Annotated in this window: 10 protein-coding genes; 2 read left to right on the top strand and 8 right to left on the bottom strand. The window is 45.2% G+C overall.

Annotated elements, in window-relative coordinates:
• Position 1 precedes the first annotated feature (1 nt).
• Positions 2–1,564, bottom strand: a complete 1,563-nt coding sequence (locus tag EV690_RS16475; protein WP_165872789.1) for a methyl-accepting chemotaxis protein — start codon at positions 1,562–1,564, stop codon at positions 2–4.
• A 195-nt stretch (positions 1,565–1,759) separates the two neighbouring features.
• On the bottom strand, positions 1,760–2,224 hold the full coding sequence (locus EV690_RS16470; RefSeq protein ID WP_131914113.1) for a tRNA (cytidine(34)-2'-O)-methyltransferase: 465 nt from the start codon (positions 2,222–2,224) through the stop codon (positions 1,760–1,762).
• Between the two features lie 675 nt (positions 2,225–2,899).
• Here EV690_RS16470 and EV690_RS16465 point away from each other — a divergent pair.
• On the top strand, positions 2,900–3,958 hold the full coding sequence (locus EV690_RS16465) for a helix-turn-helix transcriptional regulator (protein WP_224054975.1): 1,059 nt from the start codon (positions 2,900–2,902) through the stop codon (positions 3,956–3,958).
• Positions 3,959–4,132: 174 nt separating this feature from the next.
• Here the strand turns inward: EV690_RS16465 and dinF are convergent, their stop codons facing one another.
• Positions 4,133–5,491: an MATE family efflux transporter DinF gene (gene dinF, locus EV690_RS16460; protein WP_131914111.1), complete on the bottom strand. Its 1,359-nt coding sequence runs from the start codon at positions 5,489–5,491 to the stop codon at positions 4,133–4,135.
• Positions 5,492–5,574: 83 nt separating this feature from the next.
• Positions 5,575–6,231: a transcriptional repressor LexA gene (gene lexA, locus EV690_RS16455; protein WP_131914110.1), complete on the bottom strand. Its 657-nt coding sequence runs from the start codon at positions 6,229–6,231 to the stop codon at positions 5,575–5,577.
• Between the two features lie 199 nt (positions 6,232–6,430).
• Between lexA and EV690_RS16450 the strand changes: the two genes are divergently transcribed.
• Positions 6,431–6,784 carry a hypothetical protein gene (locus EV690_RS16450; RefSeq protein ID WP_131914109.1) on the top strand — a complete coding sequence of 118 codons (354 nt, stop codon included), beginning with the start codon at positions 6,431–6,433 and terminating at the stop codon, positions 6,782–6,784.
• Here the strand turns inward: EV690_RS16450 and EV690_RS16445 are convergent.
• From EV690_RS16445 to EV690_RS16430, 4 genes are read right to left on the bottom strand one after another with little or no spacing between them, the layout of a single operon-like run.
• Positions 6,753–8,225: an efflux transporter outer membrane subunit gene (locus EV690_RS16445; protein WP_131914108.1), complete on the bottom strand. Its 1,473-nt coding sequence runs from the start codon at positions 8,223–8,225 to the stop codon at positions 6,753–6,755. The genes EV690_RS16450 and EV690_RS16445 overlap by 32 nt on opposite strands.
• Positions 8,215–11,328: an efflux RND transporter permease subunit gene (locus EV690_RS16440; protein WP_131914107.1), complete on the bottom strand. Its 3,114-nt coding sequence runs from the start codon at positions 11,326–11,328 to the stop codon at positions 8,215–8,217. The genes EV690_RS16445 and EV690_RS16440 overlap by 11 nt, the downstream gene beginning before the upstream one ends.
• Positions 11,325–14,426 carry an efflux RND transporter permease subunit gene (locus EV690_RS16435; protein ID WP_131914106.1) on the bottom strand — a complete coding sequence of 1,034 codons (3,102 nt, stop codon included), beginning with the start codon at positions 14,424–14,426 and terminating at the stop codon, positions 11,325–11,327. The genes EV690_RS16440 and EV690_RS16435 overlap by 4 nt, the downstream gene beginning before the upstream one ends.
• Complete coding sequence (locus tag EV690_RS16430; protein ID WP_131914105.1) at positions 14,423–15,637, bottom strand: MdtA/MuxA family multidrug efflux RND transporter periplasmic adaptor subunit; 1,215 nt, start codon at positions 15,635–15,637, stop codon at positions 14,423–14,425. The genes EV690_RS16435 and EV690_RS16430 overlap by 4 nt, the downstream gene beginning before the upstream one ends.
• Positions 15,638–15,818 lie beyond the last annotated feature (181 nt).

Below are 15,818 nucleotides of genomic sequence, written 5' to 3'. Positions count from 1 at the left end.
ATCAGGCCAGTTGGCGCAATTGATTGGCTAAACGAGTTTGTTCGTTCATCTCTAACACCAAGCTATTGCTATAGGTGACATTGCTTTTAACCAGGTCACTACAACGCAAGCTCAGTTCATGAATGTGACGGATACGCTCGACCACTTCATGACTAATCTGAGCCTGCTGTTCTAATACAACAGCGATCTGCTGACTCCGCTCTGAGACAGTATCAACAAACTGCAAAGTATTTTGCGACTGTTCAAAAGCTTGCTCAATCTGCTGCTGGCAGCTCAGTGCCGACTGGCGAGTCTGGTCTATCGTCGCTGCCACCCGGCGAGTCTGTTCGAGAATTTCTTGAGTCACTTCCTGTATTTGCCCAGTAGAGTTCTGAGTTGTCAGAGCAAGGGAGCGAACCTGATCCGCTACAACCGAGAAACCACGGCCATGCTCACCCGCCCAAGCTGCTTCAATAGCAGCATTTAGGGCAAGTAAGTTCACTTGGTCAGTAATAGCACCGATCGATTCCGAAACACCTTGAATTTCTTGTCCTCGATCGCTTAATCCACTCACTTGGCTTACCGCTTGCTGGAGTTGCTCAGCCAGTTTGAGAATGACCTGAGAACTTTGCGTTGTCCCCCGAGCGAGTTGTTCAGTCATGCTATATGCTTGTTGCGTTGACCCCGCTGCTACTTGCATATTTTCAGCCGTTTCATTGTTCGCCTGATTCATCTGCTCCACAGCAACACGAACAGCTCGAGTCTGTTCATTTTGATGCTCAAGCTGCGCCACACTTTGCAAACCATTTTCGCGAGACTCTGTGGCTGAATGGGTAATTCGAATACTCGAGTCCAGAATACGGCCCAGTACTGCATTTAACTCGGCCTTGTCCATTTTTTGCGCCTGTAAAATAATACCTATATCATCACTGCGATTCTGGTAACTATAAGTAATCAGTGGGTGGTTATGGCGAACATGGGCACGTTGCGTAATTTGAGTCAGAGGCCGAGTCAAAATAAAACTAGCAATTATGCTTAGCAGCATAAAACATCCCAGTGCCAAATAAGAGTTGACCCAATAGTCACACGCGAAACTCACCACTGCTGAGACAATTAACGCTATTGTAAGACGATGGAATAATGAAACTGAGGCATGCGCAGCCAATAAACGGCCTTTGCCGGCCTTGAACCTTGCATATGCACGTTCTGCATTCTCGACATGCTCTCGGGAAGGCTTTAGGCGTACCGATTGGTACTCAATAATTTTACCATTTTCAATAATGGGCGAAACAAATGCATCAACCCAATAATAATCACCATTTTTGCAACGATTTTTAACCAGTCCATGCCAAGATTTTCCCTGCTTAACCTGCTGCCATAGATTAGCAAAAGCAGCCTCGGGCATATCCGGATGACGGACAATATTGTGGGGTTGTCCGATAAGTTCGTCACGACTAAACCCCGCCACTTTGCAAAAATGAGGGCTTGCGTATGTGATCACCCCATTTAAATCTGTCGTTGATAGCAAATTATAATGGTCGGGAAACAACACTTCATGTTCACTAACGGATAAATTTTGGCGCATCCAAGCATCCCTCGAAGATAAACGCCCCATCGTTTAACAACAATGGACATGAATATGGATAAATAAAAAAGAGAAGATTGATTGAGACAAATTGACACAATCACTGGCTCTTTGTGAAAAAGAGCCATGAGTATTACACTTTAAAGTGTACTTAGGAAGGTTGATTTAAAACAACAAATCAATAAAAACCTCACATTACACCCCACCGGCAAAGCTATGCTGACGCCACGCTTCGTAGCTAATCACAGCCACAGAATTAGACAAATTTAGGCAACGACTATTCGACTGCATGGGGATTCGAATCCGTTGTTTAGGCTCAATGGAATGCATCACCTCTGGCGACAATCCATGTGTTTCAGCACCAAACAATAGCACATCACCACTTTGATAACAGACATCGGTATAAGAGTGAGTGCCCTTGGTCGTACAAGCCCAGATGGTTCGCCCCTGCATCTGATGAGCGAATTCCCAATAATCAGGATGCACGGTGACATGCGCCAGATCATGATAATCCAACCCTGCCCGACGCAATTTTTTCTCTTCTAAATCAAACCCTAAAGGTTCAATTAGATGCAGCTGACAACCATTGTTCGCAGCCAAACGAATAATGTTGCCACAGTTTGGTGCAATCTGTGGCTCAAATAATGCGATGTGAAACACGACAAAACCTTTTTGTTAAACAATAGCGCTATTATACGTATTCAGTCGATTAACCGATAACAAAAAGTCGGTCAATGATAACAGTTCAAATATCAGAGGATACATGAGTATTCGTCTTTTAATTCATGTCAATATACCTGCTTCCCCCATCGAAAATGAAGATTAATTAAGTAATACCGAATAGCCACTATAATTTGATTCAACTTTGACTCTCTCTTCGATTGCACCATAATAGCACCATTGCAGACGCGCCAAGCACTATCTTTGAGTCTACCTAAGCCCCCCGTAATTATATTCGAAAGGTTATTCATTACGATCGAAACTAATAATTGATTAATCACATATTTAAATGTAAGTAATTATGTAAAAGATGGCATTGAATTAAATGCAGTTTGAAATGACTTTACTATAATAACAAGCAAATTCGCGACCAACACTCTCAACTAATCTTTAGCGAAAATAGACAAATACGAACTCGAACCAAAATCTGCGCTCTTGAGCAATCCGGCTTAAGTGGGGCTTCCTAATGTTGAAAAAGAGTTATTGAATTAATTATCTATACTTCGAAATAGGAAAAAGCGATAAACTGCATCAAAAGCAGCTATTAAATCTAGACTAACTAGATTTAATCTTAAATGTGAGTCGCAGTGATGGTCAATAAGTCATGGAGAAGTGATGGAAAAACAAAATAGGATTTTACTTCCCTGCGTTAATCTGAATCAGGATGACATAGGGAGCAGTGAAGAAACCTTCGAAATCTGGCGAGCAAGTGTTACACCCTATTTTCAATGCTATCCTATTTCGAATTTTTCTGAAAACCAGAAACTGTCTTTCACGCTGATAAATGCCGGGAAATTCCTTTACTCAGATGTAACGATGCCCGCTCAGCAATATACACGCAACCATAAAACCCACAAAGATTTTACAGAAGCCGATCATATATTATTGGATACATATGCAGCCGGATATAACTGTGTCCGGAATGGGAACTCTGATTTTATTGAAGATGGCGGCATCTCAGCAATTAACTTGAGCCAGACCATTGAGGCCTCGAGTAATGAAAATGCAAGAAGTATAGCCATTGTCCTACCAAGACCATGGGTGTTGGAAAATATTCCCCGTTTGGCGTTAGCAACCGGTCATATTTTTGAACGTCATAGCATTCACGAGCGGCTATTCAAAGACTTTATTACTATGATGAAGGAGCAGTTACTAATAGCCGATGCCAAAGAATCTTTAATCCTAGCGGATAGTTTAATGGCAATGTTAGATGTACTTTGTTTGAAAAACGACTTTGATGCCTCTGAATCTATTGGTGACAGTATAAAATGGTCTATCAAAAAATATATAAATGAGCATATTGGTGAACTATCACTAACGGCTGATACAATTTGTAACCAATTTTTTATGTCGCGCTCGACATTATATCGACTTTTTAAAGAAGAAGGGGGTATCACAGCGTTTATCCGCGAGTGTCGATTAGCAGCTTGCTTTAAAGCGCTTCATAATCCAATCAATATGGGAAATAGCGTTGCTGAAATTGCATTAAAATGTGGTCTGTCTAATAGTAATTATTTAAGTAGCCAATTCCGAGAAAAGTACGGCTTAACACCACGACAAATTCGAGAGAGGCAACATGAAGTCGAGTGGTCTAACAAATATCGGCTCCCCACAGATAAGAGAGCAGAGCAGGTTATCAATCAGATGATTCATTGGGCCCGATGCTTAAGCTAATGGCCAAGAAAACCCCAGAAATATTCTCTTCACATCTATTCTGGGAAAAGGAATATATTCACAGCTCGATTAGATCGCCAACGCGATCCAAATGAGTTAAAAATGTTCGTGAGCTCGCTCTCAATACCATGAGCGACTCTATTGTAAACAACCGAAACTTACTTACTGCTTAGGTTATCCGTTCGGATGCTCTATCTGCGTCATTCTGGCAAACCAGCGTTTGTTATAAAACCAATAATGGGCTATCAAAGTCACACCACGGGCTAGCATAAAGCAACATAACGCAAACCACAGCCCATGGTTCCCAAAGCTACGAGTCAACCACCAAACGGGGAAAAAAATTACAAATGTGGAGATGATCATACCGTTGCGCATGACATTCCCTTTGGTTAAGGCGACATAAACGCCATCAAAGATATAACTCCACACCGCCACAATAGGCATAAAGACCAGCCATGGAAGATATTTATCGGCGCTTTGCCGAATAGCATCAATACTGGTGAGTAATGCAACAATCTGCTCGCCAAAGATCTGATAGATAATAGCAAACGCAATACTAATTAACAGCGCCACCGACAGTGTTGCAAAGACACTTTGATTAAATTGCTGGCGATCTTTACGCCCCACCGCATCGCCTGCCAGCGCTTCGACCGCATAGGCTAGACCATCAAGCGCATAGGAGGCAAACATCATAAAGTTCATCAACACCGCATTGGTAGCAACGATTACCGTTCCCAGTTTCGCACCTTCAAAGGTGATAAAACTAAAACATATTTGCAAAGATAAGGTACGCAAAAATATATCGCGATTTAAACGCAATAATTCATTGAACTGTGACCACCGTAAAAATCCAAGCCAGTGATTAGGCAGCAACGATTCACCGCGATTACGCCAAGCGCGATGTAGTAACCATAACCCAAGCAAAGCTCCGGTATAATCGGCAATTAATGAAGCACTAGCCGCGCCAGCCACATTCAGCTGTAACCCCATGACCAATACCAAATCCAAAGCGATATTGACGACATTTGTCACAATTAACAAGAACATCGGTATTTTCGCGCGCTTCATTCCCAGCAAGCACCCTAGCGTCGCATAATTAAGTAAGGCCGCCGGGGCTCCCCAGATTCGAATCAGATAATAAACATGGGCATACTCGGCAACCTTGGGATCAGCCCCCGCTAATTTAGCGGCGAACAGCCAGATAGGGTATTGGCAAACAATCAGTACGGCAGCAATAAGCAATCCCATGCAGGCACTATGACGCCATGTTTGAATCGCATGAGCATTGTCATTGCGACCAATAGCTTGAGCAACTGTGCCAGTGGTCGACATTCTTAAAAAGCCGGCCATCCAAAATAAAAAACTAATAATAGTCGCCCCAACTGCGACGCCACCTAAGTAATAACTATGCGAAAGATGTCCAACAACAGCCGTATCAACAAGTCCCAGCAAAGGAACAGTGATATTGGATAAAATCATAGGGATAGCTATGGCAAAAATAGCTTTAAGCTGTTGGCGGTCAAATAGTTTCATTACAACCTATTGCATTGCGTAAGATAAAACAAAACGCTGCCAAAGCAGCGTTCGTGACGCGAAAAATCATGCCGACAAAGCAACTAGAACCAGTCGCTATTTCGAATAATACCAACCGCTAGCCCTTCGATCGCTAATTCCTCACAAGAGGGGTCAACAACAATCGGAGCAAAATCATCATTTTCGGGATACAACATAACTTTATCAGATTGTTTTTCAAAACGTTTTACCGTGACATCATCCCCGACACGGGCAACGACAACCTGACCATTGTATATATCCTGCGTTTTGTGGACCGCCAGCAGATCCCCATCCATAATACCGATGTTCTTCATACTTTCACCACGAACTCGTAGTAAAAAATCAGCATGAGGATGAAACAAAGCAGGATCAACTTTATAGTGCGACTCAATGTGCTGCTGAGCTAAAATAGGTTCACCCGCGGCAACCTGCCCCACCAGCGGCAGCCCTTGCTCATCATTGGCGGCCGTCGATTCTTGCACCAAGTCACGATGGGCATCCAGCTCTTTCTCAACGAGGCGAATGCCACGGGAAGCCCCCGGAACCATAGTGATCACGCCTTTACGAGCTAACGCTTTAAGATGTTCTTCCGCCGCATTGGCCGACCGAAATCCTAACTCTTTTGCGATTTCAACTCGAGTCGGCGGCATCCCCGTTTCGCTTAAATGGGTTTTAATTATATCCAAAACCTGACTTTGACGTTTAGTAAGAGCTTTCATATCGAACCTGTTTTTTTATACAGCAACTGTTAGTATATACAGTAGTTCATGAAGTGCAACTATTTAAAATCATGTTCACTGAACAATTAAATTTCCCTATAAACAAATAAGTTAGCTTGTGATCGACGATTACAGAGGGTACAAAGATGAAATTTTTCGCAATTGGCGATAAAATAAACGTATTCATCATTAATTTGTCATGGTTATGATTATAAAAGGTCGCGTGATTGATGTAGCCCAGAATAACCTTACTATTTGCCCTAGAGCGAAGAAACAGTGGATCCGCTGCAGTTATATCGCCCTAGCCAATAAGCAAGTTATTGAAGGGCCATTACAGATGAGCGAACAAGTTTATCAGGCGTTGCAAAGCGGGCAGAGTGTTGAATTCCATTTAGGCCATAGGCATACCCGCAAAGCCGTAACCCGTGTTCGCTTAGAAGATGGAACGACTGTCGGGCGCCATAATTTTTTAAGTGCGCGACTCGCTTTGTCGGTACTCACCGTTAGCTTATTTTACTCGGTTATTCGTGGGATTTTGCTGCATCTTGGTTAACCCGAACTGAACGTCTCATGCCAGGAAGTTCTGAGCGCTCCCAACCTCCCCCTAATGCAGCAATGAGTTGCACACTATTAATCAGCTGTGTTTGTTGTAGTGATAACAGGCTCTGCTGCTGATTGAGGCTAGTTGCCTGCGTTGTTGCCACGTTCAGATAATCAATCATTCCTGCCACATATTGGTTATACGTAATTCGAGCTGACTCTTTTGCTGAAGCCGTTGCTTGTTGCTGTTCTTTGAGCTCCTGAGCCAAAACGTGCGATTCGATCAAATAGTCTTCAACCTCTTTTATCGCATTAAGCACACTCTGACGGTAGCTGGCAACACTCGCACGATAACTGGCCTTGGCTTGACGAACTTCGGCGCGGGTTCGGCCAAAATCTAACAGCGTTTCGGTAATACTTGGCCCAATCGACCACATCCTCGCAGGCCATTTTAGCAAATCCGCCCAATGTGAACTGGAAAAGCCGCCACTGGCACTTAAGGTAACATCCGGGAAGTAGCCTGCTATCGCGACCCCAACAGCTGCATTGGCCGCGGCAACATTGCGTTCAGCCTGAGCGATATCGGGCCGTCGCTGCAACAACTGCGATGGCAGCGCGGTTGGGATCTTGGGTAACTCATATTTAAAGTCCACCGGTTTTATTGAAAAGTTCGAAGCAGAGCGGCCAATTAACACCGCAATAGCATTCTCCATCTGCGCCCGCTGCCAAACTAAATTTAATTTTGATGAGCGCGCACCATGCAACTGAGTACGAGCCTGAGCAAGGGCATCGCGAGTCTCTTTGCCAGCTTTATACTGATTTTCAACAACGTTTAGATAACGCTGGTAGATCTCAATATTCTGCTGATAAAGCTTAATTTTTGCATCGAAAATACGCAGCTCAAAATAATCCTGTGCCAACTCAGACTGTGCGCTTAATGTGGCTGATGCCAACTCGGCAGCACTTGACTGAGCACTAGCACGTTCCTCTTGGCGTGTTCGGCGAAGTTTCCCCCACAAGTCAACTTCCCAGCTCACATTCCCTTGTAACGAATGGTTATTACTGAGTATTTGTCCTTTCTGCGCGCGAGAAGAGCTTAAAGATAACGACACGTTCGGAGCTAAATTAGCCCCAGCGGCTTGGGCTAGCGCTCGCGCTTTTTGATACTGAGCCAGATATTGCGCAACATTTTGGTTATTGATCGCGACCTGCTTCATTAACTTATTAAGCGTTGCATCGTGATAAACCTGCCACCATGGGCCTTTATTTTGTGCAGCTTGCGGTGTTGCAACCGACCAGCCTTTCGCCGCTTTGTATTGGTTGCCAAGAGTGACCGTTTTTGGCGGCTTATAATCTGGCCCAACCATTGCACACCCTGTTAGGCTCGCCATAACAAGCCCCAGAATAGTCAGGCGCCCTAATGCGGTTATTGTTTGCAATCTGTTATCTTTCATAACTTAATGGTTCTCTATGGACAATACGCCGCCATAAGCGCCGAGTATTAAAGCTGAGTTTATCCATATACAGATAAACCACTGGCGTGGTAAACAACGTTAACAGCTGACTGAGCACCAACCCCCCACAAATAGCAATACCGAGTGGACTACGCATGTCTGCATCGCCTCCATGTTCGATGGCCATTGGCAATGCCCCAAAAAAGGCTGCTAATGATGTCATCAGAATGGGCCGAAACCGCTGACAACACGCCTCATAAATCGCCTCTTCAGGGCTGAGATTCTGCTGACGCTGAGCCGCGAGCGCAAAATCAATCATCATAATGGCATTTTTCTTCACCACGCCAATCAGCAATAAAATACCAATAAGCGCCACAACCGTCAGTGGTGTTCCGGTCATTTCCATCAATAGCAACGCCCCTACACCAGCTGATGGCAGAGTCGAGAGAATGGTTAATGGATGGATATAACTCTCATAAAGCACTCCCAATACAATATAAACAGCCGCTAACGCAGCCAATAATAGCCAGGGAATATTGCCAACAAACTGATTAAACAGCATCGCATTCCCCGCAAAATCAGCGACAACATCACTTGGCATCCCAAGTTTAGCAATGGCGGTTTTAATAGCCTGCTGAGCGGCCTGAAATGTGACGCCATCAGCGGTATTAAAGGATACCGTAATCGTTGCTGCATGGCCTTCATGGTGAACAGATAAAGGGGCATTAGAGCTCGTTAAAGAGACAAAATCCTTAATCGGGATCACCTTCCCATCGCTATTCACAATTTTAAGATGGTTAAGCACGTCGCTGTTATCGGTGTAGTCGCTGGTCAACCCCATCACAACCGAATATTGGTTAAGTGGCTCATAGATATTGGCAATCTGTCGCTGACTAAACGAGTTATTCAAAAACGCATCGATATCTCTAACAGAAACCCCCAAGCGTTTCGCGGCAGCGCGATCGATCACCAACTTAATCTGTTGCCCACCCGTTTGCTGGTTAGAGTCAACGCCAGATAGTTGCGGTAATTTCGCGAGTGCTGCACGCACTTTGGGAGCCCATTGGCGTAATCGCGTTAGGCTGTCTGACTGTAAACTTAACTGATAGCTGGCGTTAGAGTCCCGCCCACCAAACATGATATCGCTGACCGCCATCAGAAACAGATCGCCACCAGCCATCTTCTTTGATTTCGCATACAATCGATTGGCAACCTCAGATGCCGAAGCTTTGCGTTGCGATAGCGGCTTCAAACGCACAAAAAAACGCCCTGAGTTACTTCCCCCTCGGCCACTACTGCTGACCGAGCTCATCACACTTGCTACCGCCGGGTCACTTAAAATAAGCGCTGTATAACGGCGCAATCGCGGTTTCATCTGAGCAAATGAGGTACTTTGATCGGCGCTCAATTCCCCCCAAATCATGCCGGTATCCTGAGTAGGGAAAAAGCCTTTAGGCACCACGGCAAACAGATAAAAGTTAAGACCAATCGTCACCAACAAAGACAATAAAGTAATCCGGCGATGTTTTAAACACCAGCGCAATCCTCGCTGATAGATCCACTGCATCCCGTTAAAACCACGCTCAATCCACTGATACAGACGTGGTTGGGCACAGCCCTGTTGTCGACGCCGTAACATTCTGGAACACAGCATGGGAGTGAGAGTCAACGAGATCAGCATCGAAATGAGCAAAGATACAGTCAGAGTCACCGCAAATTCGCGGAATAATCGACCTATAATTCCCCCCATCAAGAGCAGCGGAATAAACACCGCAATCAGCGATAAGGTCATCGACAAAACAGTAAAACCGACCTCTTTGGCCCCACGCAGTGAAGCTCGAATCGGCCCATACCCATCTTCGAGGTGGCGCGAAATATTCTCCAGCACGACAATCGCATCATCCACAACAAAGCCGGTTGCCACAATCAGCGCCATTAATGAGAAGTTATCTAAGCTGTAGCCAAGTAGATACATGACCGCAAAGGTGCCAACCAACGACAACGGCAGAGCAACGGCGGGGATCAATAACGCTCGGCCATTGCGCAGAAACAGAAAAACCACCGCAATCACTAATGACACCGCAATAATCAGCGTCCGTTCAGTCTCATGTAACGATGAGCGAATCGTTGGAGAACGATCTAGAGTCGTATGTAATTGCACGTCACCGGGTAGGATCTTATGAAACATCGGTAACTTTGATTTAATTGCATCAATCGTTGAGAGCATATTGGCACCAGCCGCCAATGTGATCCCAATGTTGATCGACGGTTGGTTATTGTAATAACCGACATTAAAACGGTTTTGCACCGAATCATAGACATTGGCAACATCTTTAAGGCGAATCGCAGCCCCATTTTTATAGGCAATAATCAACGGCCGATACTGGCTGGCTTTCGTCAATTGTCCATTAGAATTAATCATCCAGGCAAAGCGGTTGCCTTGAATCACACCTTTGGGATAAACATTCGTCGCGCCAACAATTTTCTGGCGCACAGTATCCAGCGAGATACCATAATGGGTGAGCGCCTGAGGATGCAGGTCAATACGCACTGCCGGCAAAGAAGCCCCATATAAGTTCACTTCACCGACCCCTTTCACCTGTGCAATACGCTGCTCTAGCTGACTGGAAGCTAAATCATACATTTGCCCAGTCGATAGTTCATTGGAGGTGAGTGATAACATTAAGACCGGTGCAGCAGCAGAGTTTGCTTTAAAATAGCTCGGCAAGGTGCGCATACTACTTGGTAATAGGCTACGAGAGGCGTTAATTGCAGCCTGAACATCACGGGCTGCACCGTTAATATCGCGGTCTAAATCAAATTGTAAAAAGATGCGAGTCGACCCTTGAGAGCTGGTCGAACTCATCTCATTCACCCCAGCGATCTCTCCAAATGCCCGCTCAAGTGGGGTGGCAACTGTTGCCGCCATGGTTTCAGGATTTGCCCCAGGAATCGATGCGCGCACAATAATGACCGGGAATGACACCTGCGGCAACGGCGCCACAGGTAATAACCGAAAACCAATGACTCCCATAGCCATCAGCGACAAACTTAAAAGCCACGTCGCAACTGGTCGCAGAATAAACGGACGAGAAATATTCACCCGTGCCTCCGCCGGCGCGTTAGACGATCAAAGAACAAATAAATTACCGGAGTGGTAAAGAGCGTCAGCACTTGGCTCAAGATCAACCCACCGACAATAACCACGCCTAATGGCGAGCGCAGCTCTGCCCCAGAACCGTGGGCGAACATCAAAGGCAAAGCCCCTAACAAGGCGGCCATCGTCGTCATTAAAATTGGTCGAAATCGCAGAGAACAAGCTTGTGCGATGGCCTCTTTGGGCGATAGTCGTTGTTTTTGTTCAGCCTCTAACGCAAAATCGATCATCATAATGGCATTTTTCTTCACAATCCCAATCAACAGGATGACCCCAATTAACGCGATCATACTAAACTCTGAATGATCAAAAATTAGTGCTAAAAATGCCCCTACCGCCGCTGTTGGTAATGATGACAAAATGGTCACTGGATGAATAAAACTTTCGTATAAAATACCCAGCACCACATACATGGTTAAAAGTGCCGCCAGAATCAGATACAAAGTATTGCCAGTTGCTCTATCAAACGCCGATGCAGCCCCCTGATAAGTCAGGCTCATTCCAGCTGGCAAATTCAGCCGTTGGCTCATCGCACTCAGCTGCTGCTGGGCCTGTTCAATTGACTTATCAGCCGGCAAATTAAATGACACCGTAACCGTAGGGATCTGATTTAAGCGCGCCTGCATCAGCGAGCCGGTTTCCAGCTTGACCGATGCAACGTCAGTCAAACGGATCATAGGAGTTGAACTTGCCCCTGAACTGTTCGATGAGAGGTTCTCTCCGGCGAGATAAATATCTTTCAAACTGCTCGGATTCAATTGCTCATTTGGACTAACTTCAAGCACCACTCGATACTGATTAGACTGGGTAAAAATGGTCGAAATCAAACGCTGACCAAAGGCATTGTATAGTGCTAAATCGATATCATCGGCGGTAATGCCGTAACGAGCCGCAATATCACGATGAATATGAATATAAGCAATTCGCCCTTGCGTCTGTAGATTGCTTACGACATCTTTAAACAAGCCAGTTTGACGCATCGCAGCTATCAATTTAGGTGTCCACGTCACTAATTCACTACTATCGGTATCAGATAGGTTAAATTGATACTGGCTTGGCGTGACCTGGTCATCAACAGTTAAATCCTGGAGCGACTGCAAATACAAATGGATTCCAGGAATATCAGCAACTTCTTTATCCATCCTTTTAATAATCGCTGGCGCGCGCTCGGAACGCTTGTCAAAAGGCTTTAAGTTAATCAGTAATCGTCCCCGATTTAAGCTGACATTTTGGCCATCGACGCCAACGGTTGTACTAATACTCGCCACTGCTGGATCTTTTAACAGCTTATCGACGATTAACTGTTGCCGACGCGCCATCTCTTTAAAGGAAACATCATTGCTGGCAATCGTAATACCACGCAAAGCGCCTGTATCCTGCGAAGGGAAAAATCCTTTGGGGATCCACCAATATAAGACGGCGGTCAACCCCAATAAAAAGACGAAAACCCCTAGTGTAATACGTTGATGATTAAGAACCACATCGAGACATTTCTCATAACCATGCAACAATTTATCAAACAGTTGCCCGCCTTTTTTATAAAACTTACTCTGCTGATCTTCTGGAATATGACGCAATAAATAAGCACACAGCATCGGGGTTAGCGTCAGCGATATGACCATCGAAACGGCAATCGCTACCGCCAAAGTAATGGCAAATTCACGGAACAATCGTCCAACGACATCGCCCATAAACAACAGTGGGATCAGCACCGCGATCAAAGAGAACGTCAGCGAAATAATAGTAAAACCGATCTGCTTTGAACCTTTAAGGGCGGCATTCATGGGAGTTTCGCCCTGTTCAAGGTAACGAGCAATGTTTTCCACTACCACAATCGCATCGTCAATCACAAACCCAGTGGCAATGGTGAGCGCCATCAACGTCAGGTTATTTAGGCTGAAGCCAGCCAGATACATCACGCCAAAAGTCCCAATCAAAGATAAAGGGACCGCCACACTGGGAATAAAAGTTGCGGCGATATTGCGCAAAAACAGAAAGGTGACCATGACGACCAACGCAATGGATAGCATCATTTCAAACTGCACATCAGAGATAGATGCCTGAATGGTCTGCGTACGATCAGAGAGAATCGTCATTTTGACACTGCCGGGCAACAGCTGCCTTAAGTGCGGCAACAGTTGTTTTATCCGAGAGACAACCTCAATAACATTGGCCCCAGGCTGACGTTTAATCTGAATAATAATGGCCGGTTTACCATTCGCCGTCGCCGACTGATACTCATCCTCACTGCCATAAGTAACTTTAGCAACATCCTTTATCCGCAGTGCTGAGCCATTTTCATACTTAATGATGAGATTGGCATATTGCTGAGGATCGTGTAATTGATCGTTCGCATCAATGCTGACGGAGTGATACTTGCCGTCAAACCCACCTTTGGAACCATTAACATTTTGCTGGTTAATAACGGCGTAGATATTTTCAAGCGTCAGATGATGCGCGGCTAATGCCATGGGATTAGCCTGAATGCGCACAGCCAGTTGGTGTCCTCCGGCTAAGGAAACCATCCCAACCCCAGAGACCTGAGAGATTTTCAAGGCAATTCGCGAGTTCACCAAATCCTGCACTTTATTTAATGCCATCGAAGGAGAGGTCACGGCGATCGTCATTATGTCGCTATCAGCTGGGTTCACCTTTTTATAAGTCGGAGGGGTCGGTAGATCACCAGGGAGCAGTGAATCTGCAGCATTCAGCGCTGCTTGTACTTCTTGTTCAGCAATATCCAGTTGGAGTGACAAATTAAATTTTAGCGTGATAATCGACGCCCCATTGGAGCTGGTTGAATACATCTGATTCAACCCCGCCATCTCCCCTAACGCGCGTTCAAGCGGCGCGGTCACGGCAGTTTCCATCACCTGAGAACTGGCTCCCGGATAAAGCGTTGTCACTTGAATCGTCGGATAATCAACCTGTGGCAGCGCCGAAACAGGCAACATTTTGTATGCCAATAATCCACTTAATAACACCCCGACCATCAACAAAATGGTCGCAACAGGCCGATTGATGAATAATCGGGAAGGATTCATTGAACATCCTTGGACGGTGCTTTGACAATTGTCACTTGACTACCTTCGAAGAGATCATCGATCCCAGTGGTGGCAACCTGCTGCCCCGCTTTAAGTCCTTTAACAATCACAATCCGATCATCCCCATCAGGGGGACCAGTAACGACCACTTTCTTATGGGCTTTATCTTTTTTATCAATCACATATACAAATTTGCCAGAGCTACTTAACTGCACTGCGGCCTGCGGTGCAACAATCGCATCTTTTAAAGTCTTAATTTGCAATCGCACATTAACGAATTGATTGGGATAAAGGATATTTTTGCGGTTGGGGAAAATGGCTTTGAGCTTCACAGTTCCCGTACTTGAATCAATCTGGTTACTGACAAACTTAAGTTGGCCCTGACCTAATAACTTTTTCCCTGTCTGATTGTAAGCATTTACGGGGAAAGTGTCCCCTTTACGAAGCCCAGGCACCACATCAGATAGATTGGCCTGTGCAATGGAAAAGACCACTGCAATCGGACGAGTTTGTGACACATTCAAAATCTCAGTGTTATCAGCATTAACCAAATTACCTGGGTCCGTCAATCGCAACCCCGCATAACCACTAATAGGAGAATGAATGCGAGAATAATCAATGTTCAGCTTTGCCGAATCAATCTGCGCCTGATCCGCCTCTACCAATCCAAGATACTGACCAACTTCGGCGATCTGTCCTTGCAGATCCTGCTTAGACAGTGAATCTTGCTGATAGAGCTTTTTATAACGTGTTAGGGTCAGTTTGGCATTTTGCAATAACGCTTGATGTTGGGCTAAATTTCCTTGGTACTGTTTTAAAGTCGCTTGAAAAGCGCGGTCATCAATGCGCGCCAAAAGCTGGCCTTTTTTCACATATTGCCCTTCCGTGAAATAAACCTGCTCAAGCGTACCACTCACTCGGCTCGTAATGGTGACCGAAGAGTTCGCTTGCACACTGCCTAACGCATTAAGATACACCGGCACATTCGCCATTGTGACAGCCCCGACATAAACAGGCTGAGCTTGTCTCATGCCCATTCGATGCTTATGCCCACGCCCTTTGGCCTTGTTTTGCTGGGTTTGTGCTGACGATGTCGTTTGCGTATCACTCTGGTGATACCAATACCAACTCCCGCCTGCCACAATCATGATTAAGACAACAATAACAGGCAATAAAATCTTTCCAGATGATCGATAAGAATTTGTTTGCATTACAATCCTTTTTGGCGCCATGGACTATCAAGAATCGATAAACAAGACGAGTTATTAGGCATATAACTATAGTGATATGGCCACAGGGAAACATCAAAGAAAATAACAATTAGAGGCTATATTTTACGCTCCTTCGCCGCCATTATAAATGGCTTAAAATCGATGCATTTCGCTTGCTGTG

The organism is Celerinatantimonas diazotrophica (genome assembly GCF_004339545.1).
In the GTDB taxonomy this organism is placed as follows: domain Bacteria; phylum Pseudomonadota; class Gammaproteobacteria; order Enterobacterales; family Celerinatantimonadaceae; genus Celerinatantimonas; species Celerinatantimonas diazotrophica.
This window is presented reverse-complemented; position numbering and strand designations above follow the sequence as displayed.

What these genes read in the sequence shown, in the direction of transcription:
- EV690_RS16475 (WP_165872789.1), bottom strand. Translation starts at nt 1,564, where the DNA reads ATGCGCCAAAATTTATCCGTTAGTGAACATGAAGTGTTGTTTCCCGAC.
- EV690_RS16465 (WP_224054975.1), top strand. Translation starts at nt 2,900, where the DNA reads ATGGAAAAACAAAATAGGATTTTACTTCCCTGCGTTAATCTGAATCAG.
- dinF (WP_131914111.1), bottom strand. Translation starts at nt 5,491, where the DNA reads ATGAAACTATTTGACCGCCAACAGCTTAAAGCTATTTTTGCCATAGCT.
- lexA (WP_131914110.1), bottom strand. Translation starts at nt 6,231, where the DNA reads ATGAAAGCTCTTACTAAACGTCAAAGTCAGGTTTTGGATATAATTAAA.
- EV690_RS16450 (WP_131914109.1), top strand. Translation starts at nt 6,431, where the DNA reads ATGGTTATGATTATAAAAGGTCGCGTGATTGATGTAGCCCAGAATAAC.
- EV690_RS16445 (WP_131914108.1), bottom strand. Translation starts at nt 8,225, where the DNA reads ATGAAAGATAACAGATTGCAAACAATAACCGCATTAGGGCGCCTGACT.
- EV690_RS16435 (WP_131914106.1), bottom strand. Translation starts at nt 14,426, where the DNA reads ATGAATCCTTCCCGATTATTCATCAATCGGCCTGTTGCGACCATTTTG.
- EV690_RS16430 (WP_131914105.1), bottom strand. Translation starts at nt 15,637, where the DNA reads ATGCAAACAAATTCTTATCGATCATCTGGAAAGATTTTATTGCCTGTT.